The organism is Lysinibacillus sp. 2017, assembly GCF_003073375.1.
Classification (GTDB): domain Bacteria; phylum Bacillota; class Bacilli; order Bacillales_A; family Planococcaceae; genus Solibacillus.
Map to the genome: position 1 here is coordinate 836,839 of NZ_CP029002.1, position 24,828 is coordinate 861,666.

Here is a 24,828-nt window from a genome sequence, read left to right on the forward strand (position 1 = left end):
TGAATAACCCATAGAGGGAACCTGTACAGCGATGTACAACTGAATCATTAGAAGTCAGCAGAAGCCATAGTACCAGTAATGGGAAGGGCTGAACGAAAGGAGTGAACGTGTATAAGGGTATTACATGCGAATGATGACACAGAACTGAAAAGTCTATCCTACAGTAAGGTACGGAATACCCCAGGAGTAGGAATAGCGTGGAATTCTGCATGTGCATTCCTTACCCACACGCGAACATATGGATGGATTAATCAACGTTATAGTAAACAGAGATAATTTGAATGATGCTTTTGAGAAAGTGCGTAAAAACAAAGGTGCAGCCGGTGTCGATGCGAAAGATATAGAGGCAACCCGCCAATACTTAAAAGAAAATAAAGTCCAAATTATCGAAGCAATTCGAGCAGGAAAATACAAACCTCAACCAGTTAGAAGGGTGGAAATCCCAAAACCTGATGGAGGAAAACGACTTCTAGGAATCCCGACGGTTACAGACCGTGTCATTCAACAAGCAGTCGTGCAAGTATTAACCCCAATACTAGACCCAAAGTTTAGTAATTTTAGTTATGGATTTCGTCCGAACAAAAGCGCTCATCAAGCAATCGAACAAGCAAGAAACTATATTGAAGAAGGCTATACGTATGTCGTAGACATAGACCTAGAGAAATTCTTTGATAAAGTTCAACATGATAAGCTGATGTCACTTATGGCGAAATATATTTTATGTAAACCAACCTTGAAATTAATAAGAAGCTTCTTAAATGCAGGAACCATGATAGATGGAACGTTTATTTACGCAAAAGAAGGAACACCACAGGGTGGACCATTAAGTCCACTATTGAGTAATGTGATTCTTCATGAACTGGATAAAGAGCTAGAGAAACGCCAACATAAATTCGTGCGCTACGCAGATGACTGCAACATCTACGTCAAAAGCGTAAAAGCGGGAGAACGAGTTAAGGAAGGCGTCACATCATTTATCGAAAAGAAACTTAAATTAAAAGTAAATGAAGAGAAATCAGCAGTGGGAAAGCCGAGAGCACGTATATTTTTGGGTGTGAGCTTCTATAAATACAGAGGTGAAATCAAGGTATACGTGCCAAAGAAATCAAAGAAGCGTTTCGAAGAAAAGCTGAAGGACATTACGAACCGTAATTACTCAATTGATATGGAATCGCGCATTCAGAAAATTAACTACTTAATTCAAGGATGGGGAAACTATTTCAAAGTTGCCGACATACAGTCTTACGCTAACAAAATAGATAGCCATATTCGAAGAAGATTAAGGGCATGTCGATGGAAAGAATGGAAAAGAACCATATCAAAATATAGAAACCTCAAAAGATTAGGAATCAGCCATAACGATGCCTATAAAATGGCCAATACCCGCAAAGGGTACTGGCGCTCCTCGAACAATCCAATCGTCAATCGAGCATTAGACAATAAATATTGGTTAAAACTCAAGTTGAAGAACCTCGCTACAATCATAAATCCAACATAAAACTTTTGAACCGCCGTATACGGAACCGTACGTACGGTGGTGTGAGAGGTCGACTAGCCAATTAATGGCTAGTCTCCTACTCGATTTTGTCAAAAACTAAATAATACGCTGGCCCCCTTGGAATATCATTCAATATAAATGACCTAAACTTAAATATAGTATCAAATAGAGGTATTGCTTAAATGGCGATATCTCTTTTTGTTTGAAACCTCCGTTGATTTTATCGAAAAAGCATAAATTTTGTAAATTATTTTTAGAAACAAAATAGACATAATTTTTGGGTAGGCGTAAAATAAAGTGAACCTTAATTCAGAGGGGAGTTATCATAACTCTGTAGCTTCAAATAAAGTAACTCACATTATAGCGGGATAAATACGTATACGAGGAGGTACACATGAATATCATTCGCACGATCGCACAAATCGGAATTATTTATTGTTTTTATTTGCTTGGAGATTGGATAGTAAAATTAACTGGGATCATTATTCCTGGTAGTATTATTGGGCTTGTATTATTGTGGCTCGCCTTATTTTTTAAAGTTTTAAAAGTTACATACATACAGCAAGGGGCTAGTTTTTTATTAGCGTTTTTAACATTATTCTTCATCCCTTCGACAGTGGCTGTCATTAATTATCCTGAGCTCTTATCTAATTCAGGGGCACTATTAATTTTGGCGGTTATTGTGAGTACAGTTTTTTCACTCATTGTAACGGGAAAAGTGAGTCAATTTGTAGAGAAAAAAGAACTGAAAAAAAAGGAGGAGAAAACGAACCATGCATCTACTGCAAATTCTCTTCATCATCATTAGTACGGTTGTATTATTTGTTGTAATGAATAAATTGTATTTAAAAGTTGGAAATCCATTTTTACTGCCAATTTTAACAGTAACGATCATTACGGCTGTTATTTTAGTTGTATTTCATATTCCGTATGAGACATATATGGAAGGTGGACAATGGATTTCTAAAATGCTTGGACCGGCTGTTGTTGCGCTTGCCTTTCCTTTATATAACCAACGTCATCTTATTTTTAAATATAAATATTCAATATTAATCAGTGTTGTTGTCGCTATGGTGGCTGGTTTAATTAGTGTGATTGTGTTATTAATTCTTTTTGGTGCAAGTAATACATTTTTACTAACAGCGTTGCCGAAATCATTAACGACGCCTGTAGCTATGCAAGTAAGTGATTCGGTTAATGGAATTGCGCCGTTAACAGCGGTCCTTGTTATGGTAGCGGGATTTACAGGAGCACTACTGGGTCCAACTATATTTAAACTATTTAAAATAGATACGGCCATTAGTCGTGGCGTTGCTATGGGGAGTGCCTCACATGGAGTTGGGCTGACAAGACTAAAAGAATATAGTGAAAAAGATTTATCAATGGGGTCACTTTCAATGGGGTTAAGCGCAGTAATAGGTGCATTTATCATTCCATTTGTGGCAATGTTATTTTTATAAATGAGAAAGACAGAAATGCTGGAATCCAACATTTCTGTCTTTTTTAATAAATTGCTTTGCGTTCTTTAATGACACGAATATTTTGTAATGTATCATCTTCAGGGCCTTGTACAGGAAGACCTGCTTCGATATTCATTTTAATGAAATCGATATTGCTTTGCGTAATTATTTCCCCGGGAATAAAAATTGGAATTCCTGGCGGATAAACCATTATGAATTCAGCACAAATATAGCCTTCAGCGTCTCGTAATGGCATGCTTTCGGTTTGAGCATAAAACGCATCCCGAGGCGTCATTGCTAATGCTGGGATTTCAGGTATATTAACATTCGTCTCCGTTACGGTCGCTTCAGAATCAAATGCTTTTGACATACGTTTTAGTACGTTTACCAATAAGTTGATTTCTTTTTTTGTATCGGCAATCGTCACTAAACATAAAATATTGTATAAATCGGACAATTCTACTTCTAGATTCGCATTGTGACGAAGCCATTCTTCTGCGACATGCCCTGTAATGCCGAGATCCTTCACGCTAATTAATAGTTTTAAAGGATCCATGTCATAGGTTGCAGAAGAGCCTAGTTTTTCACGCCCAACACAATGTAAGTGCGGAATCGCTGAGATGCGTTTACGAGCATCTCTGGCAAGACGAATCGCCTCATCGAGTAAATCCTCCCCGTGGACCGCAAGCTGACGACGTGCCGTATCTAGAGAGGCTAACATTGGATATGAAGTAGATGTTGTTGTTAACATCGAAAATACAGCCTGCACACGCTTTGCAGATACAAGTCCTTCCTTTACATTCAAAACAGAGCTACCCGTCATTGAACCACCTAGTTTATGAATACTTGTAGCAGCCATATCTGCCCCAGCTTGCATTGCAGAAATCGGTAAGTCCTCATGGAATTTAATATGAACACCATGAGCTTCATCGACAATCACCGGAATATTATGGCCGTGAACGATATCAACAATGCGTTTTAAATCTGCAGCAAAGCCAAAATACGTTGGATTAATAACAAGTACAGCTTTTGCATCTGGATATTTTGCTAAAGCACGTTCCACTGATTCAGGTGAAATCCCATGGGAAATGCCAAGTTCTCGATCTACTTCAGGATGAACAAAAATAGGAATTGCACCAGCAAATACGATAGCGGACATGATGGATTTATGTACATTCCGCGGTACTATGATTTTATCGCCTGGACCGACGACGGTCAGAATCATCGTCATTATGGCGCCACTAGTACCCTGTACGGAAAAAAATGTATGGTCAGCACCAAAGGCTTTGGCCGCAAGATCTTGCGCTTCTTTTATAACGCCTTTAGGAGCATGTAAATCATCTAGTGGAGCAATATTAATTAAATCTATTGATAAAACGTTGTCGCCTACGAATTCACGGTAAGCTGGATCCATTCCTTGTCCTTTCTTATGACCTGGAATATGGAACTGAATAGGATGTCTGTTACGATGCTTGAGTAATGCATCAAACAAAGGAGTCTCTAATTGTGACAACGCAGGTACCACCTCACTATTTAGTATTTTTTTAAAACAAGTGAATTATAGCATCGATTGAAGTTGCTGACTATACAAAATTTTTAAATAATTAATATTATATTACAAGTTGGTGAATAATTATTTGATGTATTGAAAAATTGTACAACGACTGTTATTCCGTATAAAATGAGAAAAGATTTAAATAAAGGTAGGGAAAAAATTATGGAATACTCATATCCGTTATCTACAGATTGGACAACACAAGAAATGGTGGATGTCGTTCACTTTTTCGAAGTGATTGAATTAGCATATGAAAAAGGCGCAAAACGAGAACTTGTAATGGAACGTTATAAACGTTTTAAAGAAGTTGTCCCATCACAAGCTGAGGAAAAAACGATTTGCCGTGAATTTGAACAGGCAAGCAGCTATGTAGCATTCCGAGTTGTTAAATTAGCCAAGGAATTAGCGGACGGTCAAATCGTTCGAATGAAATAATAGCGTACTAGTAGCATGAATTGAATTGTGCTACTAGTTTTTTTATAGGTAAGAAAGTATAAAATTTCCATTGGAATTTATATAGGAAAAGACATGATTTCGCGCTATTTGGTGTGAAATCTATTTTTATGAAAAAAAAGCAAAGGGGCATACCCTTTGCAAAATGGTCATATGAATAAGTAATGAATATTATTTACCAACAATAATATTATAAATCGGAACTAAGTCGTCGAATGTTTTTTCGGCAAGCTCCATGAACTGTTCTGAAGTATATCCAATGGCCTCTTGTACTTGTATGTGACGACCTACAAGAAATTCTCCTTTTTTTACATCATGCAGACGTGTTACAAGTTGCTGTAATTTTTCATCTCGAGCTTCTTGAAGTGTAATGGCATCTGGGGACATATGATCACCAGAAACTACGTAATCATCTGATAAATTTTTAAGTATATCCATGTTTTGAGATAAGCGATTCGCAAAATCTTGCTTATTTGGTGCCTCGTAAATAATTGCTAGTACGATAAATAAGTGACTACCCCATAAGCCGATTTGAAAATGAGGTAAAGATTTATAACCGCGTTTATAAGGGGCAAAGGCTACCCAAGAATCTTTTGGAGGATTAACGGTTCTGCGTGCATGTTTGGCTACATGAGCAAAAAATTCATCTCCAGTTGCTGCGCTAAAATAGGATGAAAAGTATTCGCCAAGCTCATTGAACTTTGGACGTATGATCGTTGTTAATGCCTCCATACGTTCTTCTAGGCCGTCAATTTGAAAAACTTGAAAATCTTCTGAAGTCCAATTTAGATTACTCATATTTTTTATCAATTCCTTTCGATAAGATGTTTATTTTATTAATTTTATGGGAAAAAATCTGTTAATAGAAACTTTTTATCATGAGGATTTAGAAATAGTGAAATTTTAGTAATAAGTAACTATTCGCTAATATAAAAGTACTGTTAATCCAAATGTGAAAAGTTCATAAATATGACGAGGATGTGATTGGTATGAAACAGATGATTAAAATTATACGCAAAGTGGATATTGAAAAGCAATATGAAGAGATTTTAATGTTGGAGATGGACTATGAGCTAGCAACACTGTATGCAGCTATGAATGAAAATAATCAATCAGAAATCGATAAATCAAAAAAACGATTAGTTGAAATCCAAGAAGAATTAAATGGCTTACATGCATATGCTTAATAAAAAAACATATCCAAACTAAAAAATCACTTGCTGAATGAAAGAAAGCAAGTGATTTTTTGTTATAATAAGAATATTCAAAGAAATTAAATTGGCTTGAAGATGTGAAATGATGCTTATTAGTAGGTGGAAGGTGGATGCAGGATGGATGTAAAAAAACTTGATCAATTCGCGAAAGAGATTATTGTTGAAGCAGGAGAAAGAATTCGAAAGGCATTTTCTTATGATATCGAAATTGAAACCAAATCAAATGCCAACGATCTTGTGACAAATATTGACCGTGAAACGGAACTTTTCTTCATTGAAAAAATTAAAGCCTTTGACCCTACGTATCGAATTTTAGGAGAAGAAGGTATGGGCGAGAAGGTTGAAAGCCTAGAAGGAATTGTTTGGATTATCGATCCAATCGACGGTACGATGAATTTTGTAAAGCAACATCGTCATTTTATGATATCGGTAGGTGTGTATATCGATGGTGTTGGTATTTTAGGGTACATATTTGATGTGATGCGTGAAGATTTATTTTATGCAATTGCGGGTAAGGGCGCTTGGTATAACGATTCACCAATGCGTAAACTAGAGCCGTTAAAAATAGAAGAAGCTGTTATTGGCATAAATGCAAACTGGGTTACCCCAAATAATCGGATTAATCACGAAAAAATTATTGAGCTTGTTCGTACGGTTCGCGGTACACGTTCTTATGGATCTGCGGCGATGGAAATTGCATTTGTTGTGAGTGGCAAATTAGATGCTTATATTTCAATGCGATTAGCACCTTGGGATATCGGTGGGGGTGTAGTCATTGCAAAAGAAGTGGGTGCAGTTGCGACGAATTTTAACGGAGAGCATTTCGATTTTTTGACGACTGATACATTTATAATTGCTAATCCATCTATTCATCAACTTATTTTAGAAAATTATATCGAAGAAAAATAAAAAAGCATTCTTGTATATTATTCGTATACAAGAATGCTTTCTTTATTTCTATAATAAGCCTTGTTCTCTGAATTTGCGTTTTGTTTTAAAGGCAAAATCAAAGATAGCGCACATCACTACAAAACCAACGATAGTACTAATAAAACCAGTTGTTTCGTATTTATCACCTGTCATGAAAATTAATGAAACTGAAATTCCCATGCTCAGCATTGATAAAATGGCTGCTAGTGCAAAAAAGAACATAACCACTTTTGCTTTATTCATAATTTGACCTCCATATTACTTTTTATATGTGACTAAAAGATAATCGTAAATTTTCTAAAAAGACATTTAATCTTTCATGTGCTATAATATCACAGTTGAACATCTGATAAAAGAATATGGAGTGGAAAAATGACAAATTTACGTCAAGACTTACGCAATATCGCAATTATCGCCCACGTTGACCATGGTAAAACAACCCTAGTTGACCAATTATTAAAACAATCTGGTACTTTCCGTACTAATGAGCATGTAGATGAACGTGCAATGGATTCAAATGATATCGAGCGTGAGCGCGGTATTACAATTTTAGCTAAAAACACTGCTGTTAACTACGAGGGTACTCGTATTAACATTTTAGATACACCAGGACATGCTGACTTCGGTGGTGAAGTTGAGCGTATCTTAAAAATGGTAGATGGCGTTCTTTTAGTAGTAGATGCTTATGAAGGCTGTATGCCACAAACGCGTTTCGTATTAAAAAAAGCGTTAGAACAAAAATTAATACCAATCGTTGTAGTTAACAAAGTCGACAAAGATTCAGCTCGTCCTGATGAAGTTGTAGACGAAGTAATCGACTTATTAATCGAATTAGGTGCTAATGAAGATCAATTAGACTTCCCAGTAGTATTTGCTTCTGGTGTAAATGGTACAGCTTCATTAAGCTCAAACCCAGCAGACCAAGAAGAAAATATGAAATGCTTATTCGAATCAGTAATCGAGCATATCCCAGCACCAGCTGATACTCGCGATCAACCACTACAATTCCAAGTAGCTTTACTTGACTATAGTGACTTCGTAGGTCGTATCGGTATCGGTCGTGTAATGCGCGGTACAATCGCTGTAGGTCAACAAGTTTCTGTAATGAAATTAGATGGCGCAGTGAAAAACTTCCGTGTTACAAAATTATTCGGTTTCTTCGGTTTAAAACGTGTTGAAATTGAAGAAGCATATGCAGGTGATTTAATCGCCGTATCTGGTATGGAAGAAATCAACGTTGGTGAAACAGTTTGTCCAACTGATCACTTAGAAGCACTTCCTCCAATGCGTATCGATGAGCCAACTTTACAAATGACTTTCTTAGTAAACAACTCACCATTCGCAGGTCGTGAAGGTAAATGGATGACTTCTCGTAAAGTAGAAGAACGTTTACGCTCTCAATTACAAACAGACGTATCATTACGTGTAGAAGATACTGAATCTCCAGATGCATGGTTAGTTTCTGGTCGTGGTGAGCTTCACTTATCAATCTTAGTAGAAAATATGCGTCGTGAAGGTTATGAATTACAAGTTTCTAAACCAAAAGTAATCATCCGTGAAATCGATGGTAAAAAACACGAACCAGTTGAACGCGTACAAATCGACGTTCCAGAAGATTGCGTAGGTTCAATCATCGAATCATTAGGTAACCGTAAAGGTGAAATGTTAGATATGGTCAATGAAGGTAACGGACAAGTTCGTTTAGTATTCATGGTACCTGCACGTGGATTAATCGGTTATACAACTGAATTCATGTCTTTAACAAAAGGTTTCGGTATTATCAACCACACATTCGACTCTTACCAACCATTAGTAGCTGGTAAAGTTGGCGGCCGTCACCAAGGTGCTTTAGTTTCAATGGAAACAGGTAAAGCAACTACTTACGGTATGATGGGCGTTGAAGACCGTGGTACATTATTCGTAGAGCCAGGTGCTGAAATTTACGAAGGTATGATCGTTGGTCAAAACACACGTGATGGTGATATCACTGTAAACATTTGTAAAATGAAACAAAAAACAAACGTTCGTTCAGCAAATAAAGACCAAACAAACGTTATTAAAACTCCTAAAATCATGTCTCTAGAAGAAGCATTAGAATTCTTAGATGATGACGAGTATTTAGAAGTTACACCTGTATCAATCCGTTTACGTAAACAGATTTTAGAAAAAGGCGAACGTGAACGTGTTACTAAAAAGAAAAAAAGCGCTGATCAAGAATAATTCATAATGAGCGCTTTATGGGAAGGATGAATGATGTTGAATATGATGGCTGTGATAAGTAGCTATTTAAATTTAGTATTAGCATCTGCAAATTTAGCATCAATGAATGAACAAGAATACGTTTTTAGTCGTATGTCTGGTGTTACTAGATATTTATACGAAAATTTACCAAGTTATGATATCGCTGGCTATGCAACATTTATTCTTGTGTTCCTTTTGTCAGCATTCGTCTATAAATTAGGCTTTGCAAAAAAACTATCAATTGGTCAAAACATTGTGATTTATGCATTCCTTTTAATAGGATGTTTAATCTTAACGTTTTTAGCGCTATTTTTACCAATGGTAGAAGGTTTGATAGTTGCAGCTTTAATTTTAATCGTTTATAAATCTCGCTTATGGCGTGAAAAACGAGAAGAGGCAAAGGCTGCAAGACAAGCCTAAATTAAAAGGTGTGGAAAAACATTCCGTTTTTCCACACCTTTTTTCTTGTTGAATAAAACGTATAAATTTTTAATGGAATCCACATAATGAAAGACATAATTTCGTGCTATTTTGGCCAATTTAGGTCTTCTAACTAGTGCGTTTAATTGTGAAAAGGGATTCTAAAACAGTATAATTTATAGTTGAGATTGAAATAAAGTAAATGGAGTAGAGGAAAATGCATTTTACAAAAAAACAAGTTATTATCAGTGTGGGATTAGCACTGGTTATTATTAGTTGTATCATTTTTGTCCCAGCAATATTAACGGCTAAAAATGAAGACAAAGCAGCAGCAGAATTAAGTGAAATTTATAATGATCAATTTGTCGTTACAAAATCAACAGTTGGCGCGGTTAATGATGATTTTGACATTACTGTTCAGTCTGAGAAATCGAAAATTGTGTATGATTTTATTTCAAAAGATCGTGACTATTCAGGGGAATACTATGCTGAAAATGTAAATGCCAAAGTAAATGAATTAGTTCAACCAATTGTTGGCGAAGAAACAATGGTCATGTCCAATGTTTTCCAAGATGGATTACAAGAAGAGATTGCACTAGAAGATGCAAAGGTTGAAAAAGCAGCCGTTCATTTATTAGTGGAGCAAGATTTAACAGAAGAAATGGCACAACAAATTGCACATACATTAAAGGCGCAATTTGGGGAAATTCCTGTTGCAATTGAAGCGTATGTAGTAGATGAGGAAGGCATTTTTGATGGAATCAAAACAGAAGTGCGAAACTTCTTCCAACTAAGCAAAATTGATGCAGATAGCTTTATCAAATTTAAATTCCATGAACAAAAATTTGATCTTTAATAAAAATGAAAAGCGACGAGCCCAATTCGAAGGGTTCGTCGCTTTTTGGTTCAATTAAAATTCTTCATCAATTTTAGAAGACGTTTTAAAAAATCGGAATTTTCCTGTATCCAAACGTTTTTCTGTGTTTTCCGAGATGCGTTGTGAGCAAGACGGGCACATAAATGTGTGAATCGGACGATTACGCAATTTTTTTGCTAAAGGTAAATCATTGGGTAAATCATGTATTGTATCACAAATAACACATTTTACTCGCATGAAACAACCTCCTATTGAATGCGAATTGCACGAATGTTTTTAATTGGATTTTCGATATTAGAGCCATCACCGAATAATAAGTAAACAGGACCATCCTCTGATAGAGGTTTACCATCTTGACAAAATTTAAAAATAAAGTTTGTTGCTTCTTCTAATGGAAAAACAACTTCTTCGTCAGTTGTGCATTCAAACACTACTTCTGTTGCATCTGCATTAATAACGGCATTTTTTAAGAATGGTTTAATTTCCATTCCAAATGTGCCTGTCATCATACCTTTACGGTCAAATTTACGCTCCGTTTTTAATGTTGGAGGGAATACAGCGCCTTCCATAATTTCACGTGACCAATGTTTCCCCATATCACGTAAATACTTTTCGTTATCTTCTTCTACTTTTTCTGTATGGAAATATGTAGTCAAATCTAGTTTACGATCATCAAAAATCCATACTGTTGGATCTAATGTCAACTGGTATTTGACTGCACCTTTAATTGGAATAATTGTTTCGACCATGAGTAAGTCCCCCTTAGCTTTTATCCTTTCTTATTATAGCGCGATTCAATTGAGAAAGAAATATAATTGAATTGAATGTAAAACATACAAAGACGCTTGCAATTTTTAGTGTAAAAAGATACACTTTATTAAGATAGAATCGAAGAAATATCATAGATGGGGGCGTCCTCATGGATACGAAAGCACAAGCTTCCTTTCAGGAAAAAGCATTAGAGCTATTAATTGCGGATGCAGAAAAAATTGCTCAATTAATTCGCGTACAAATGGATAATTTGACAATGCCATCTTGTCCATTATATGAAGAAGTTTTAGATACACAAATGTTTGGTTTATCACGTGAAATTGAATTTGCAGTGAAGCTAGGCTTAATTGAACGTGAGCAAGGAAAAGAAATTCTAGACTCACTAGAGAAAGAACTTTCTTTATTACATGATGCGTATACAGAGAAATAAAAGAAAACTCAAACCGCAATTATGCGTTTGAGTTTTTTTTTCAAAAATGAGGTTTGTTTAATGAAACTATATTTTAAAAATTATTTTCGGAATTTTGATTATGGCTTGCTGATTGTATACATTTTCTTAATGTTATTTGGGCTGGTTATGATTTATAGTTCGAGCATTTGGGTGGCGATTGTTTATAAAGGTGCCGAACCAAATTACTATTATAATAAACAAGTAATTAATATTTTCCTAGCATTGATTGTTTTTGTGATGGCTGTTATTATGCCCTATCGAAATTTGAAAAGCAAAAAGCTATTATTACCGTTAATGGTCATGATGATTGTATTAGAATTATGGGTAACTTTTGCAGGGCATGGTAAAGCTGAAACGGGTTCTCAAAGTTGGATTAGTTTATTTGGAATAATGAACTTCCAACCTTCAGAGTTTGCTAAATTATTTATTATTATATTCTTTGCGGGTACTTTTTATCGTAAAGGTGTAAATAAAGGTACAATGCAGCAATTAAAGTTTGATGACATTTCTTTTCCACTAGGAATGTGGTTATTTATTTTGGGCTGTGTTGCAATAGAAACCGACTTAGGGGCTTTAATGATACTCTTTGTTATTGCGATGGCGGTCGTACTTTCTAGTGGATTAAAGGGCAAAACATTGTTAAGGATTTTTGGTTTACTTAGTGGCTTAGGTTTTGTTTTAGTTGGTGCATTATTAGTTGTGAAATGGGACTCCATTTCAACAGTAGGTCGTATGGGCCGATTTACTTCATACCTAGATCCGTTCGCTTATGCAAAAGGTGCAGGATATCAAGTTGTAAATGGTTATTATGCAATCGGTTCTGGTGGATTAGAAGGCAAAGGACTTGGCCAATCCATTCAAAAACTTGGCTATATTCCAGAGCCACAAACCGACTTTATTATGGCGATTATTGCTGAAGAATTAGGATTGTTAGGGGTATCAATTGTAATTTTAGGATTAGGCTTTATTGTCATGCGAGGGTTTTATGTGGCAATGGCAACAAAAGATCCGTTAGCACGTATGCTTGCAACGGGCATTTCTACTTGGATAGGATTACAAACTTTTATTAATTTAGGTGGTCTATCGGGAATTATCCCGTTAACCGGAGTAACGCTACCTTTTATTAGCTATGGCGGTACTTCTATATTATTGCTTTCAGTAGCAATGGGGATATTAATTAATGTCTCAACACATCACAAATTAGAAAAAAGAAAGTAATGGGGGTTGGGGAGAAATGAAATCGATCAAAAAGATTTTAGTGGCAAACCGTGGGGAAATTGCAATTCGTATTTTACGTGCATGTAATGAGTTACATATTAATACGGTTGCCATCTATTCTCGTGAAGATAGTGGCTCTTATCACCGCTATAAAGCGGATGAAGCTTATATTGTAGGGGTTGGAAAAAAACCAATCGATGCTTATTTAGATATTGAGGGAATCATTAAAATTGCGAAAGAAGCAAATGTTGATGCGATTCACCCTGGATATGGTTTTTTATCTGAAAATTTAATGTTTGCGCGTCGTTGTGAAGAAGAAGGAATCCAGTTTATCGGGCCAACTTCAGCACATTTAGATATGTTTGGCGATAAAGTGAAGGCGCGTAAACAAGCTATAGCAGCAGACATTCCTGTTATTCCAGGAACAGATGGTCCAGTGGATAGCTTGGATGAAGTAAAAGACTTTGCGAATAATTACGGCTATCCAGTCATGATTAAAGCCTCTCTTGGTGGCGGTGGTCGTGGAATGCGCCTTGTTCAAACAGAAGGAGAATTAGCCTCTTCTTATGAGCGTGCAAAATCAGAAGCAAAAGCAGCATTTGGCTCTGATGAGGTGTATGTCGAAAAAGCGATTATTAAGCCGAAGCATATTGAAGTTCAAATTATCGGTGATACGCACGGAAACATCATACATTTATATGAACGCGATTGTTCGATTCAACGTCGTCACCAAAAAGTAGTAGAGATTGCACCTTCTAATTCCATTTCTGAACAATTACGCAACCGTATTTGTGATGCGGCTGTTAAGTTAATGAAAAATGTTGCGTATATTAATGCGGGAACAGTGGAATTTTTAGTAGCGGGGGAAGAGTTTTATTTCATCGAAGTTAATCCGCGTATTCAAGTGGAGCATACGATTACAGAAATGATCACAGGAATTGATATTGTCCATGCACAGATTAAAGTAGCACAAGGACTCGATATTCATTCAAAAGAGGTTGGGATTCCAGCACAGGATAAAATTCCGTTATTCGGTTATGCGATTCAATCGCGTGTAACGACAGAAGATGCAGCAAATGACTTCATGCCGGATACAGGAAAATTAATGGTTTACCGTTCAAGTGGTGGTTTTGGGGTTCGTTTAGATGCAGGGAATGGCTTCCAAGGCGCTGTGGTAACACCCTATTATGATTCACTGTTAGTAAAAATTTCGACATGGGGCATGACCTTTGCAGAAGCTGCTGCCAAAATGGACCGAAATTTACGTGAATTCCGTATTCGTGGTGTGAAAACGAATATCCCATTTTTAGGGAATGTTGTAGTGCATGAGAATTTTTTAACTGGCGCATTTGATACAAGCTTTATTGATACGACACCTGAATTATTCGATTTCATGGAGCGTAAAGACCGTGGGACAAAGTTATTAAATTATATTGGAAATGTTACATTAAATGGTTTCCCAGGCGTAGAAAATCGCGCGAAGCCCATTTTTGTGCAACCAGAAAAGCCAAAAGTGGATATCCTTGTTCCACCATTAAATGGGACAAAACAAATTTTAGATACACAAGGTGCAGACGGGTTAGTGAAATGGATTAAAGAGCAAAAAGATGTTCTTTTAACGGACACAACTTTCCGCGATGCACATCAATCACTACTTGCTACACGTGTTCGTTCCCAAGATATGTATCAAATTGCCGATGAGACAGCGCGATTAATGCATAACTATTTCTCACTTGAAATGTGGGGAGGGGCGACATTTGATGTGGCGTACCGTTTCTTAAAAGAAGATCCGTGGGCACGTCTTGAAAAATTACGTAAGCAAGTGCCGAATGTATTATTCCAAATGTTATTACGCGGTGCGAATGCGGTAGGTTATACGAATTATCCAGATAACTTAATCCGTGAGTTCATTCAAGAATCGGCTTCATCAGGTGTCGATGTCTTCCGTATTTTTGATTCACTTAACTGGATTAAAGGGATGGAAGTAGCAATTGATGAAGTTCGTAACAGTGGGAAGGTTGCAGAGGCATCTATCTGTTATACAGGGGATATTTTAGATGATTCGCGTGCAAAATATACCGTGCAATATTATAAAGATATGGCACGTGAGTTAGAAGCTACAGGTGCACATATTTTAGCAATTAAAGATATGGCCGGGTTACTTAAGCCACAAGCAGCCTATCGTTTAATTTCTGAGTTAAAAGAAGCGACAAGTTTACCGATTCACTTACACACGCATGATACAAGTGGTAATGGGATTTACTTATATGCAAAAGCGATTGAAGCAGGTGTCGATATTATTGATACTGCTCTAGGTTCAATGGCCGGGTTAACTTCACAACCGAGTGCCAACTCTCTGTATTATGCGATGAAAAATTCTGAGCGTGAAATACGTGCGGATATTGATAGTTTAGAAAAACTTTCTTATTACTGGGAAGATGTTCGTAAGTATTATATTGACTTTGAAAGTGGCATGAACGCACCACATTCTGAAATTTATGTTCATGAAATGCCAGGTGGTCAGTATAGTAACTTACAACAACAAGCAAAGGCAGTTGGATTAGGTGACCGCTGGGATGAAGTGAAAACAATGTATTCCCGTGTGAATTTAATGTTTGGCGATATTGTTAAAGTAACACCGTCATCAAAAGTTGTTGGCGATATGGCGCTATTTATGGTGCAAAATGATTTAACTGAAGATAATATTGTCGATCGCGGTCGAGCAATTGATTTCCCTGAATCAGTTATAGAATTTTTCCAAGGCTATTTAGGTCAGCCACATGGGGGATTCCCGAAAGAAATTCAAGATGTTGTGTTAAAAGAACGCACACCTATTACGGTGCGTCCTGGAGAGTTACTAGCACCCGTTAATTTTGAACAATTAGCAGTAGAGCTAGAAGAAAAGATAGGTCGAACACCAACGAAAAAGGATTTACTAGCGTATGCGCTCTATCCAAAAGTGTTTGAACAATATGCGCAAACTGCCGAATCTTTCGGCGATATATCTGTACTAGATACACCGACATTCTTATATGGGCTAAAGCTTGGAGAAGAGGTCGAAGTGGAAATCGAAAAAGGTAAAACGCTGATTATTAAACTCGTATCGATTGGAGAACCTCAACATGATGGTACACGTGTCCTTTACTTTGAAATGAACGGTCAGTCGCGTGAATTGGTCATTCAGGATTTAACAGTGGATGTAGACGGTAGTATCGCCTTAAAAGCAGATCCATCGAATCCTAATCAAATTGGGGCAACGATGCCAGGTACTGTGCTAAAAGTGGTTGTGAACAAAGGCAGTTCTGTTAAACGAGGTGACCATTTATTAATTACTGAAGCTATGAAAATGGAAACGACAGTGCAAGCACCTAAAGATGGTATTGTGAAAGAAGTATACGCCTCTGCGGGTGATCCGATATCAACAGGTGATTTACTTATCGAATTAGAATAAAGACCAAAAAAGAACGGCTGCACATGAATGCAACCGTTCTTTTTTTATTTGCTTCGTGAAACGAGCAAAATCATATAACATAATAACCCAAATAATAATGTAATTAATAATGAATGTAATAAAGAAACTAATAAATATAATTTTAATAAAACAACTAACATACCCGCTAGAACTTGCATGACAACAATGATACTTGCAATGATCCAACCCCAATAAATGACACGTTGTTTTTTATAATTTTTAATAACATAAATCGTAATGTAAGCAATCCAAAGGACGAAAAGTAATACCGCAAATCGGTGACCCATTTGAACCCATTCGTACATATTGAAAGGAAGGGCGAATGGTTGATTATTACGGCAGAAAGGCCAGTCTGGACAAACTAAGCTTGCATCAGTATGACGAACTAATGCACCAGTATAAACAACTACATAGGAATATAAAGTTACGCTAATCGTATGTATTTTTAGCTTTTTACTCATATAAATTTTATCTGCATCAAATTTCTGATCTACTTCAAATACGATAAATGTGAGTAATAAGACAGCTGCAAATGAGATTAATGATATACCGAAATGTAGAGCGAGAATAAAATCGCCTTGCCCCCATAATACTTGAGCAGCTCCGATTAAAGCCTGTAAAATTAAGAAAAATAATGCCATGAACCCTAAGAATTTCACTTCACGAATATGTCCAAGTGCACGCCATGTCCATACAACTAATACAAGAATAAAGATGGAAACAGCACCTGTAATAAGGCGGTGTGAGAATTCAATTAAAACTTCGGATGTAATTTCTTTAGGAATTAAAGATCCGTTACAGTCTGGCCAATTTCGACCACAACCCAGTCCACTGTCTGTTTTTGTAACGAGAGCCCCACCCTGAAGAATAAGTAACATACCAAGCGTTGCCGCAACAGCAAACCATTTTAAATATTTGTAATATTTTTGTTGCATGAAGTGAACCCACCTACTTTAATAGTCAACATCGCTTATAAAAGCGTCTCTAGTTTAAGATGATAGCGAAAAAATGGTAAAAAAACAACTTATAACAATATTTACCCATATTCATTACCCAGTTTTTCACAAATTGTTCATAAATTCGTCTCCTATCCTTCACAAATATTGTAAGAAAATGCATTACTATATATATGTTGTTTTAGATTTCTGAACGCTTCGTCACATTTCAGATGTTGAATGTTGAAATTTCACGAAACGTATAGAAATTCGATCCAAATTTAGATATAGTTAATGGTAGCGGAATATGCTTACAAATTTGAAAGGAGAAGTTAATTTTAATCATGTATGGTTTGTAATGAATTAATTGGTTCATTACATGACTGAATTTTTGTAATATTTTCTTGCACTCATAAAGATTGGAAATTCAATTCAAACTTAATGGAAACTTACAAAATATAGTCATCAATTTGCTCTAATGAATATTTTTTTAATATTAATTGGAAAAGATAAACTCTTAGGGAGAGGATTGAAAGCATAGTTACATGACGAAATAGAGACTCCTTAATAACGTAAGCGAAATTTTGTAACTAATGGCATCGTTCGCTGCCAACATGTGGGGACACGCATTTAGATTAGTTAACATTTTTTTATCAGAAGGAAAGTAGCAATCTATCCGTTCGAATAGATTTCTAGCACTAATCCACTTTAAGTTGATATGGTGGATTGTTACATCGTTTTCTTTTGTGTTTTTCTAGTATGAATATTGTGTGAATAATATTCCGATGCTACTAATACCTGTTGGTTGTATAGAATGCTATTACTAACTGTACATTCCATACACAATACGAATCAATGTGAACTAATCTGAAAGCAATACGTAGCATTTATACAACGGAATTCTTTCTTTCGTAGTGCAAACTGCATAAGAATTCATATACAACATAACGTAGTCCTAGTTACACATGGAAAATACAACAAAGAAAGAGGGGTTTATTAAGCTATGATGAAAGGGCTTAAAAAATGGCGTTTATTCTCGCTATTAACAGTAATGACAGTTTTCCTTTCAGCATGTGGTGAAGATTATCTTTCAACACTTCGCCCATCAGGTCCAGTAGGTAAAGAGCAATTAAACATTTTATTATTATCTATTGTGATTATGGCATTAGTAGTAATCGTAGTATCTACTATCTACTTAGTTGCATTCTTAAAGTTCCGCCGATCAAAAGTTGGCGAGAACCATATGCCAAAGCAAGTGGAAGGAAGCCACACATTAGAAGTGATTTGGACAGTTATTCCGATTGTATTATTACTAATCTTAGCTGTACCGACTTTAAACTCTACTTATAAATTTGCAGATGTTGCTGCAATGGATGAAGTAGATGAAAACGGCAACAAAACAGCACTTACAGTAAATGTAACGGCAAAATTATATTGGTGGGAATTTGAGTATCCAGAGCAAGGTATTATTACTGCGCAAGAATTAGTAGTACCAACTGGTGAAAAAGTATACTTCAATTTAATCGCAGCTGACGTAAAACATTCATTCTGGATTCCATCAGTAGGTGGTAAGATGGATACAAACGTTGACGGTATTAACAAATTCTACTTACAGTTTGACAAAGAATCATCTGATTTAAATGATGGTGAAGGCGTATTCTACGGTAAATGTGCTGAGTTATGTGGTCCTTCACACGCATTAATGGACTTCAAAGTTAAAACACTTGAACCAAAGGCATTTGATGCTTGGGTTGCAGCTATGCAAGCAACTGAAGGTGCAATAGCTGACAAAGAATCATCTGACGTAGGAGAAGCTACTTTTGCAAACACTTGCTTAGGATGTCACGCTGTATCAGCAGTAGCTGGTAACGGCATGGGTCCTAACTTAACAACATTTGGTGATCGTAACCGTGTTGCTGGTTTCTTGGATCACACAGTTGAAAAAGCGGCAGATTGGATTTATCAACCTTCAAAATACAAGCCAACTAATACAATGCCAGATAAACTTGTAAGCGAAGAAGAAGCAAAAGCAATTGCTGAATACTTAATGACATTATCTGTTGAAAAATAATTAAACAATTAAAGAGAAACTTTGAAGGAGGTTAAAGTTGTGAGCTCTGTTACACAGAAAAAGGGCTTTGGAGCACATGTATGGGACTATTTAACATCTGTCGATCATAAAAAGATCGCCATTATGTATTTAGCGGCTGGTACATTGTTCTTTGCAATTGCAGGTTTTGAAGCGTTACTAATGCGTATTCAGTTAATGTTCCCAGAAAGTACGTTCATCTCTGCAGGCCTATATAATGAATTATTAACAATGCACGGTACAACGATGCTATTCTTAGCAGCGACACCGATTATCTTTGCCTTTATGAACGCCATCGTACCACTTCAAATTGGTGCGCGTGACGTAGCATTCCCGTTCTTAAATGCACTAGGGTTTTGGCTATTCTTCCTAGGCGCAGTTTTCCTTCACCTATCATTCTTCTTAGGTGGGGCACCTGATGCAGGTTGGACTTCTTATGCATCACTATCTTTATACTCACCAGGCCATGGTATTGATTTCTATATCCTTGGTTTACAAATTTCTGGTGCGGGTACATTAATTTCTGGTATTAACTTCATCGTTACTGTAATTACGATGCGTGCACCTGGTATGACGTTCATGCGTATGCCACTATTCACTTGGACTACTTTAGTATCAAGTTCATTAATCTTATTTGCATTCCCTCCACTTACTGGTGGATTATTCTTAATGTTAGTTGACCGTATGTTCGGAGCAAACTTCTTCGATCATACAATGGGTGGTAACACAATTATCTGGGAGCATTTATTCTGGATTTTCGGGCACCCTGAAGTATACATCTTAGTATTACCAGCGTTCGGTTTATTCTCTGAGATTATTCCAGTATTCGCTCGTAAACGCTTATTCGGATACTCTTCAATGGTATTCGCAACAATCTTAATCGGTTTCTTAGGGTTCATGGTATGGGCTCACCATATGTTCACAGTTGGTTTAGGTGCTACTGCGAACGCAATCTTTGCTGTTGCAACAATGGCAATTGCCGTTCCAACAGGTATGAAAGTATTCAACTGGATCTTAACGATCTGGGGCGGTTCAATTAAAGTTACAGTACCAATGCTTTACGCATTAGGTTTCATCCCGTCATTCGTTGCCGGTGGTGTAACAGGTGTCATGCAAGCAACTGCTCCACTTGACTACCAATTACACGATTCTTACTTTATCGTTGCTCACTTCCACTACGTAATCGTTGGTGGTATCGTAACAGCGTTATTCGGTTCAGCACACTTCTACTGGCCGATCATGTTTAACCGTGCGTTAAATCCGAAGCTTGGAGTACTTACTTTCTGGGTATTCTTCATTGGTTTCCACTTAACGTTCTTCATTCAACATTTCTTAGGCCTAATGGGTATGCCACGTCGTGTATTCACTTACATGGGTGGTCAAGGTTGGGATCTATTCAACCTGATTTCTTCAATCGGCGCTATGATGATGGGTGTTGGGGTAATTTTACTAGTAATCGACGTATTATTATCGATTAAATCAGAACCAGTTAACAAACGTGATTACTGGGGCGATGGTCGTTCACTTGAGTGGGCTATCGAAACGCCACTACCATTCTATAACTTTAAACAAATGCCGCTTGTACGTGGATACGATCCATATTGGATTGAAAAAGAAGAAGGTAACAAAGAAGGAATGGTCTATGCTGAGCCACTAGGTGAAATTCACATGCCAAACAATTCAATTTTACCTTTAGTAATGTCAATCGGCGTATTTATTGCTGCATTTGGTGCTTTATATAGCCCATGGGGTGACCAAGCAATTGCTGGAACAGCAATTCATACTTCACCTGCAGTTTCATTAGCATTAATAATCGGTGGTTTAGGTTTAACAGTTGCATGTATGATCATTCGCTCATTCAAAGACGATTTAGGATTCCATGTATCAGTTGCTGAAGTAGAAGCAATTGAGGCTGATTTAGCTCACTACCGTGCAACAGGAAAAAAAGGGGGTAACAAGTAATGGATATTAATCAAAAATTTACTCCACAAACTTGGCCAAAACACCCTGAACAAGCTACAATGGAAGGGAAGAACAAGTTAGTTGGACTATGGATCTTCCTTGCATCAGATACAGTGTTATTCGCGAGTGTGTTTGCTACATATATCGCACTTAAAGATCACGGTCCTGCGGGAATGGAATTTGCTGCAAAAGATCTTTTTGAATTACCATTAGCATTTATTATGACGATGTTACTTTTAACATCTTCATTAACTTCTGTGTATGCAATGTACCATTTGAAGAATCATAACTTTAATGGCGTTCGTACTTGGATGGCAATTACAGTTCTATTAGGTTTAGGATTCTTAGCTTTAGAAATTTACGAGTTCAATCACTATGTGCATATTGGTTTCGGCTATACTCAATCTGCATTCTCTTCTTCGTTCTTTACATTAGTAGGGATGCATGGTTTACACGTAGTTATTGGTCTAGTATGGATTTCAAGTTTAATCATCCGTAACAGCGGACGTGGGTTAAACTTATACAACGCTCCGAAGTTCTTTGCGGCTTCACTGTACTGGCACTTCATCGACGTTGTATGGGTATTTATCTTCACGGTAGTATATCTGATGGGAGTGTTGGGATAATATGTCACACGAAACTCATATAGAAGTACGTACTCAAGCTCAATACGAATATGATAAAGCTCATTCAAAAGCTCATATGCGTAAACAAGTAGTAAACTTTGCGATTATGATTTTCTTAACATTTATCGCGTTTGCTTCTGTAGTATCTGGCTTTGCGCCAACATTTATTATTCCAATCATTTTATTATTGGCTGGAATTCAAGTCGTATTACAACTTTATGCATTTATGCACTTAGAAGACCGTTCTACACATATGGTTGGTGTAATCGAGTTCTTCATTTGGAGTGCAGCCTTCATCGCGTTTACGTTCTTTGTAGCGTTCACAACGATCATCTGGTGGGGTTAATATGCAGCAAGAAAGCGTCCTTAGCTTAGCTGAGGGCGTTTTCTTATTGTAATATAAAGTATAGAATCATTAGATTGTGTCCAATTTTTGAATAAGGCTATTTTTACGAAGAGTTCTCCCATTGCCCGTGGTTAAACGGAAGTTTTTACGTTTTTTGAACAGAAGTATCAATTTTTTAACAAATACATAAAATACATGTTTGATTTCAAGCAATTGTCATAGTTCTTCCATTGAAGTTCAACAATTGGCAAATTATAATGAAATTACTGATGTTTAAAGGAGCATGATTATATGCCGATTAGTATTTTTGGTTTTCAAGCATTATGGAGTCCTTATTTAATAGGGGTAATCGTATTTCTAACAGTTGTCTATTTTTTAGTAACTGTCACTTGGAGAAAAGATTTCAAAGTAAGTGAACCATTAAAGAAAATTGAAGCAATTTATTTCATTTTAGGTATGATTGTGCTTTATATTGTAAAGGGCTCACCAGTAGATTTGCTTGGTCACATTATGTTTACAATGCATATGACACAGATGGCCTTATTACTATTGTTAGTACCTGTTTTTATTATTAAAGGAATCCCATGGTGGGTTTGGAAAGTAATTGTTGAGGCACCAGTTGTTCGTACGATTTTTAAGATTTTCACAAAACCTTTACTTGCAATTCTCCTTTTTACTGGGCTTTTCTCGGTTTATCATTTACCAGTAGTTTTTGATGCCATTAAATTAAACGAAACAGTCCATGGCATTTTCACGATGATTTTATTTCTTGCTGCATTATTTATGTACTGGCCTTTATTAAATGAAGTGGAAGGACAACACAAAATGAAAAACATTCACAAATTAGGTTATATTGCAGCGAATGCGGTATTAATTACACCTGCTTGTGCATTGATCATTTTTGCTTCAAGTCCAATGTATGGTACATATAGTGACAGTGAAATGTGGATGAAGGCAATGGAGTTATGTGTGCCAGCATCAACATTGTCAGAATTAACTTTATCTGGACCAGAATTATTTTCGAGCATGGATTTAGTTACGGATCAACAAGTTGGTGGCGTTCTTATGAAAATTATTCAGGAAATCATTTTTGGGGTTATTTTATTCCGTATATTCCGTAAATGGTGGAATTCAGAGCGTTCAAATCAACAAGAAATTACTGAAAATGCATTAAAAGAGTTCCAAAACAGAACACAGTATTAAATTTAACATCGAACAGATTACATGTAGATTGGGGATTTGAAAATGGACTTACCTATCTTACCTACGATTAGTACGAGCTTTATCGTTATTAGTGCGGTTTTAGTAGCGATTGGTTGGGTATTAATTGCACAGAAAAAAGTGGAATCACACAAAAAAGTAATGTTTGCAGCGGGTGTAGCAGCATTAATTTTCTTCATAATTTATGTAACACGTACAGTATTTATTGGGAATACCGCATTTGGTGGTCCAGATGATATTAAAGGCTATTATACGTTCTTCTTAATATTCCACATTACCTTAGCAACAGTTGGGGCTGTGTTTGGGATTACAAGCATATTGTCTGGTTATAAAAATAATTTAAAATTACACCGTAAAATTGGTCCAATAACAAGTATTATTTGGTTCTTCGTCGGGATTACAGGGGTTTTAGTTTACTGCTTATTATATATAATTTATGAAGGCGGAGAAACAACCTCTGTATTTAAAGCAATTTTAGGATTTTAACATGTAAGCTTCTCAGGCAAATGCTTGGGAAGCTTTTTATATTTTTGGGGAAATGATAAAGAAAGGCAAAATAAAAAAGCTGGATTGCAGTACCAGCTTTTTGTAGGATTAGATTCCGTATGCAGTAAGTTCTTTGCGAACATCTGCTAATACCGCTTCACACTCTTTTACAAGATGTGCTGGGAATACTTCGTCAGTATATTCTACACCGTGTGGATAGTAGTATTTACCGATAACAGGTTTGTTAATGTTTAAAGTCGCATTATGTGCGCCAACATCGCCAGATACTGCGTTACAGAAAACGCGTAAATAATAGCGACCTTCACGAACATCATAGCAGCGGTCAAAAGCCATACGGTCGTAGTCCCATGCGCCATGACACTCTAAACCAAATTTACCCATTACTGTAGATAAAACTTCTTGGTCAACTTTTACATCTTCGAGTTGTGTGTTTTCAAAATACATCTAGATATCCTCCTTTTGCCTATCGTACATAAGTATACGGTCAAATTTAATAATAGAACAAAATGGTAATTGTTGCAATGACAACATTGTGTCAACGTCATTACAATTGGTATAATAATAAGTAAGAAAATACTTGGA

At 36.5% G+C, this 24,828-nt stretch carries 25 protein-coding genes; 18 read left to right on the forward strand and 7 right to left on the reverse strand.

Going from position 1 to position 24,828, the window contains the following annotated elements:
• Positions 1-238: 238 nt before the first annotated feature.
• The 3 genes from ltrA (at position 239) to DCE79_RS03650 (ending at position 2,958) form a co-directional block, all read left to right on the forward strand.
• Entirely contained in the window at positions 239-1,498 is a 1,260-nt protein-coding gene (ltrA, locus tag DCE79_RS03640; protein ID WP_108714418.1) for a group II intron reverse transcriptase/maturase, read from the forward strand.
• A gap of 394 nt (positions 1,499-1,892) precedes the next feature.
• Positions 1,893-2,306 (forward strand): CidA/LrgA family holin-like protein, encoded by a 414-nt coding sequence (locus DCE79_RS03645; RefSeq protein ID WP_108711756.1) that lies wholly within the window; start codon positions 1,893-1,895, stop codon positions 2,304-2,306.
• Positions 2,272-2,958 (forward strand): LrgB family protein, encoded by a 687-nt coding sequence (locus DCE79_RS03650; protein ID WP_108711757.1) that lies wholly within the window; start codon positions 2,272-2,274, stop codon positions 2,956-2,958. The genes DCE79_RS03645 and DCE79_RS03650 overlap by 35 nt, the downstream gene beginning before the upstream one ends.
• A 43-nt stretch (positions 2,959-3,001) precedes the next feature.
• Here the strand turns inward: DCE79_RS03650 and DCE79_RS03655 are convergent, their stop codons facing one another.
• The gene (locus DCE79_RS03655) at positions 3,002-4,471 is read right to left on the reverse strand and encodes an aminotransferase class I/II-fold pyridoxal phosphate-dependent enzyme (RefSeq protein WP_108711758.1); all 1,470 of its coding nucleotides are present in this window, start codon (positions 4,469-4,471) and stop codon (positions 3,002-3,004) included.
• A 204-nt stretch (positions 4,472-4,675) separates the two neighbouring features.
• Here DCE79_RS03655 and DCE79_RS03660 point away from each other — a divergent pair, with 204 nt between their 5' ends.
• Positions 4,676-4,948, forward strand: a complete 273-nt coding sequence (locus DCE79_RS03660) for a UPF0223 family protein (RefSeq protein ID WP_108711759.1) — start codon at positions 4,676-4,678, stop codon at positions 4,946-4,948.
• A 189-nt stretch (positions 4,949-5,137) separates the two neighbouring features.
• On the opposite strand, the gene DCE79_RS03665 is transcribed toward DCE79_RS03660, so the two are convergent.
• Complete coding sequence (locus DCE79_RS03665) at positions 5,138-5,764, reverse strand: YktB family protein (protein WP_108711760.1); 627 nt, start codon at positions 5,762-5,764, stop codon at positions 5,138-5,140.
• A gap of 191 nt (positions 5,765-5,955) precedes the next feature.
• Here DCE79_RS03665 and DCE79_RS03670 point away from each other — a divergent pair, with 191 nt between their 5' ends.
• Together DCE79_RS03670 and DCE79_RS03675 are read left to right on the forward strand one after the other, a co-directional pair.
• Positions 5,956-6,153 carry a hypothetical protein gene (locus DCE79_RS03670; RefSeq protein ID WP_108711761.1) on the forward strand — a complete coding sequence of 66 codons (198 nt, stop codon included), beginning with the start codon at positions 5,956-5,958 and terminating at the stop codon, positions 6,151-6,153.
• A 144-nt stretch (positions 6,154-6,297) separates the two neighbouring features.
• The gene (locus tag DCE79_RS03675) at positions 6,298-7,089 is read left to right on the forward strand and encodes an inositol monophosphatase family protein (RefSeq protein ID WP_108711762.1); all 792 of its coding nucleotides are present in this window, start codon (positions 6,298-6,300) and stop codon (positions 7,087-7,089) included.
• A 48-nt stretch (positions 7,090-7,137) separates the two neighbouring features.
• On the opposite strand, the gene DCE79_RS03680 is transcribed toward DCE79_RS03675, so the two are convergent.
• Complete coding sequence (locus DCE79_RS03680) at positions 7,138-7,353, reverse strand: DUF5325 family protein (protein WP_108711763.1); 216 nt, start codon at positions 7,351-7,353, stop codon at positions 7,138-7,140.
• Between the two features lie 129 nt (positions 7,354-7,482).
• Between DCE79_RS03680 and typA the strand changes: the two genes are divergently transcribed.
• The 3 genes from typA to DCE79_RS03695 all read left to right on the forward strand — a co-directional run bounded on the left by typA (position 7,483) and on the right by DCE79_RS03695 (position 10,627).
• Entirely contained in the window at positions 7,483-9,330 is a 1,848-nt protein-coding gene (gene typA / locus DCE79_RS03685) for a translational GTPase TypA (RefSeq protein WP_108711764.1), read from the forward strand.
• 102 nt (positions 9,331-9,432) lie between these two features.
• Positions 9,433-9,771 carry a YlaH-like family protein gene (locus DCE79_RS03690; RefSeq protein WP_199912312.1) on the forward strand — a complete coding sequence of 113 codons (339 nt, stop codon included), beginning with the start codon at positions 9,433-9,435 and terminating at the stop codon, positions 9,769-9,771.
• Between the two features lie 217 nt (positions 9,772-9,988).
• Positions 9,989-10,627, forward strand: a complete 639-nt coding sequence (locus DCE79_RS03695; protein ID WP_108711766.1) for a fucose permease — start codon at positions 9,989-9,991, stop codon at positions 10,625-10,627.
• Between the two features lie 54 nt (positions 10,628-10,681).
• Here the strand turns inward: DCE79_RS03695 and DCE79_RS03700 are convergent, their stop codons facing one another.
• The gene (locus tag DCE79_RS03700; protein ID WP_108711767.1) at positions 10,682-10,885 is read right to left on the reverse strand and encodes a YlaI family protein; all 204 of its coding nucleotides are present in this window, start codon (positions 10,883-10,885) and stop codon (positions 10,682-10,684) included.
• An 11-nt stretch (positions 10,886-10,896) separates the two neighbouring features.
• Positions 10,897-11,397 (reverse strand): hypothetical protein, encoded by a 501-nt coding sequence (locus tag DCE79_RS03705; RefSeq protein WP_108711768.1) that lies wholly within the window; start codon positions 11,395-11,397, stop codon positions 10,897-10,899.
• A gap of 170 nt (positions 11,398-11,567) precedes the next feature.
• Here DCE79_RS03705 and DCE79_RS03710 point away from each other — a divergent pair, with 170 nt between their 5' ends.
• The 3 genes from DCE79_RS03710 to pyc are packed head-to-tail and all read left to right on the forward strand — an operon-like array spanning position 11,568 to position 16,539.
• Positions 11,568-11,849 carry an Fpa/YlaN family protein gene (locus DCE79_RS03710; protein ID WP_108711769.1) on the forward strand — a complete coding sequence of 94 codons (282 nt, stop codon included), beginning with the start codon at positions 11,568-11,570 and terminating at the stop codon, positions 11,847-11,849.
• Between the two features lie 60 nt (positions 11,850-11,909).
• Positions 11,910-13,088, forward strand: a complete 1,179-nt coding sequence (locus tag DCE79_RS03715; protein WP_108711770.1) for an FtsW/RodA/SpoVE family cell cycle protein — start codon at positions 11,910-11,912, stop codon at positions 13,086-13,088.
• Between the two features lie 16 nt (positions 13,089-13,104).
• On the forward strand, positions 13,105-16,539 hold the full coding sequence (gene pyc / locus DCE79_RS03720) for a pyruvate carboxylase (protein WP_108711771.1): 3,435 nt from the start codon (positions 13,105-13,107) through the stop codon (positions 16,537-16,539).
• 44 nt (positions 16,540-16,583) lie between these two features.
• On the opposite strand, the gene DCE79_RS03725 is transcribed toward pyc, so the two are convergent.
• Positions 16,584-17,495: a COX15/CtaA family protein gene (locus tag DCE79_RS03725; RefSeq protein WP_108711772.1), complete on the reverse strand. Its 912-nt coding sequence runs from the start codon at positions 17,493-17,495 to the stop codon at positions 16,584-16,586.
• Between the two features lie 1,003 nt (positions 17,496-18,498).
• On the opposite strand from DCE79_RS03725, the gene coxB reads away from it, so the two are divergent.
• From coxB to DCE79_RS03755, 6 genes are all read left to right on the forward strand, one after another.
• Entirely contained in the window at positions 18,499-19,566 is a 1,068-nt protein-coding gene (gene coxB, locus DCE79_RS03730; RefSeq protein WP_108711773.1) for a cytochrome c oxidase subunit II, read from the forward strand.
• A gap of 39 nt (positions 19,567-19,605) precedes the next feature.
• Positions 19,606-21,546, forward strand: coding sequence for a cytochrome c oxidase subunit I (locus tag DCE79_RS03735; protein ID WP_108711774.1), 1,941 nt, complete (start codon positions 19,606-19,608; stop codon positions 21,544-21,546).
• A complete protein-coding gene (locus tag DCE79_RS03740) occupies positions 21,546-22,172 on the forward strand; it encodes a cytochrome (ubi)quinol oxidase subunit III (protein ID WP_108711775.1) in 627 nt (208 codons plus the stop codon). The genes DCE79_RS03735 and DCE79_RS03740 overlap by 1 nt, the downstream gene beginning before the upstream one ends.
• A gap of 1 nt (position 22,173) precedes the next feature.
• The gene (locus DCE79_RS03745; protein ID WP_108711776.1) at positions 22,174-22,518 is read left to right on the forward strand and encodes a cytochrome C oxidase subunit IV family protein; all 345 of its coding nucleotides are present in this window, start codon (positions 22,174-22,176) and stop codon (positions 22,516-22,518) included.
• 291 nt (positions 22,519-22,809) lie between these two features.
• Positions 22,810-23,721 carry a cytochrome c oxidase assembly factor CtaG gene (ctaG, locus tag DCE79_RS03750; protein WP_108711777.1) on the forward strand — a complete coding sequence of 304 codons (912 nt, stop codon included), beginning with the start codon at positions 22,810-22,812 and terminating at the stop codon, positions 23,719-23,721.
• A 42-nt stretch (positions 23,722-23,763) separates the two neighbouring features.
• The gene (locus DCE79_RS03755; protein ID WP_108711778.1) at positions 23,764-24,225 is read left to right on the forward strand and encodes a DUF420 domain-containing protein; all 462 of its coding nucleotides are present in this window, start codon (positions 23,764-23,766) and stop codon (positions 24,223-24,225) included.
• Between the two features lie 108 nt (positions 24,226-24,333).
• Here DCE79_RS03755 and DCE79_RS03760 read toward each other — a convergent pair whose 3' ends face one another.
• Positions 24,334-24,690 (reverse strand): YugN family protein, encoded by a 357-nt coding sequence (locus tag DCE79_RS03760; RefSeq protein ID WP_108711779.1) that lies wholly within the window; start codon positions 24,688-24,690, stop codon positions 24,334-24,336.
• Between the last annotated feature and the right edge of the window lie 138 nt (positions 24,691-24,828).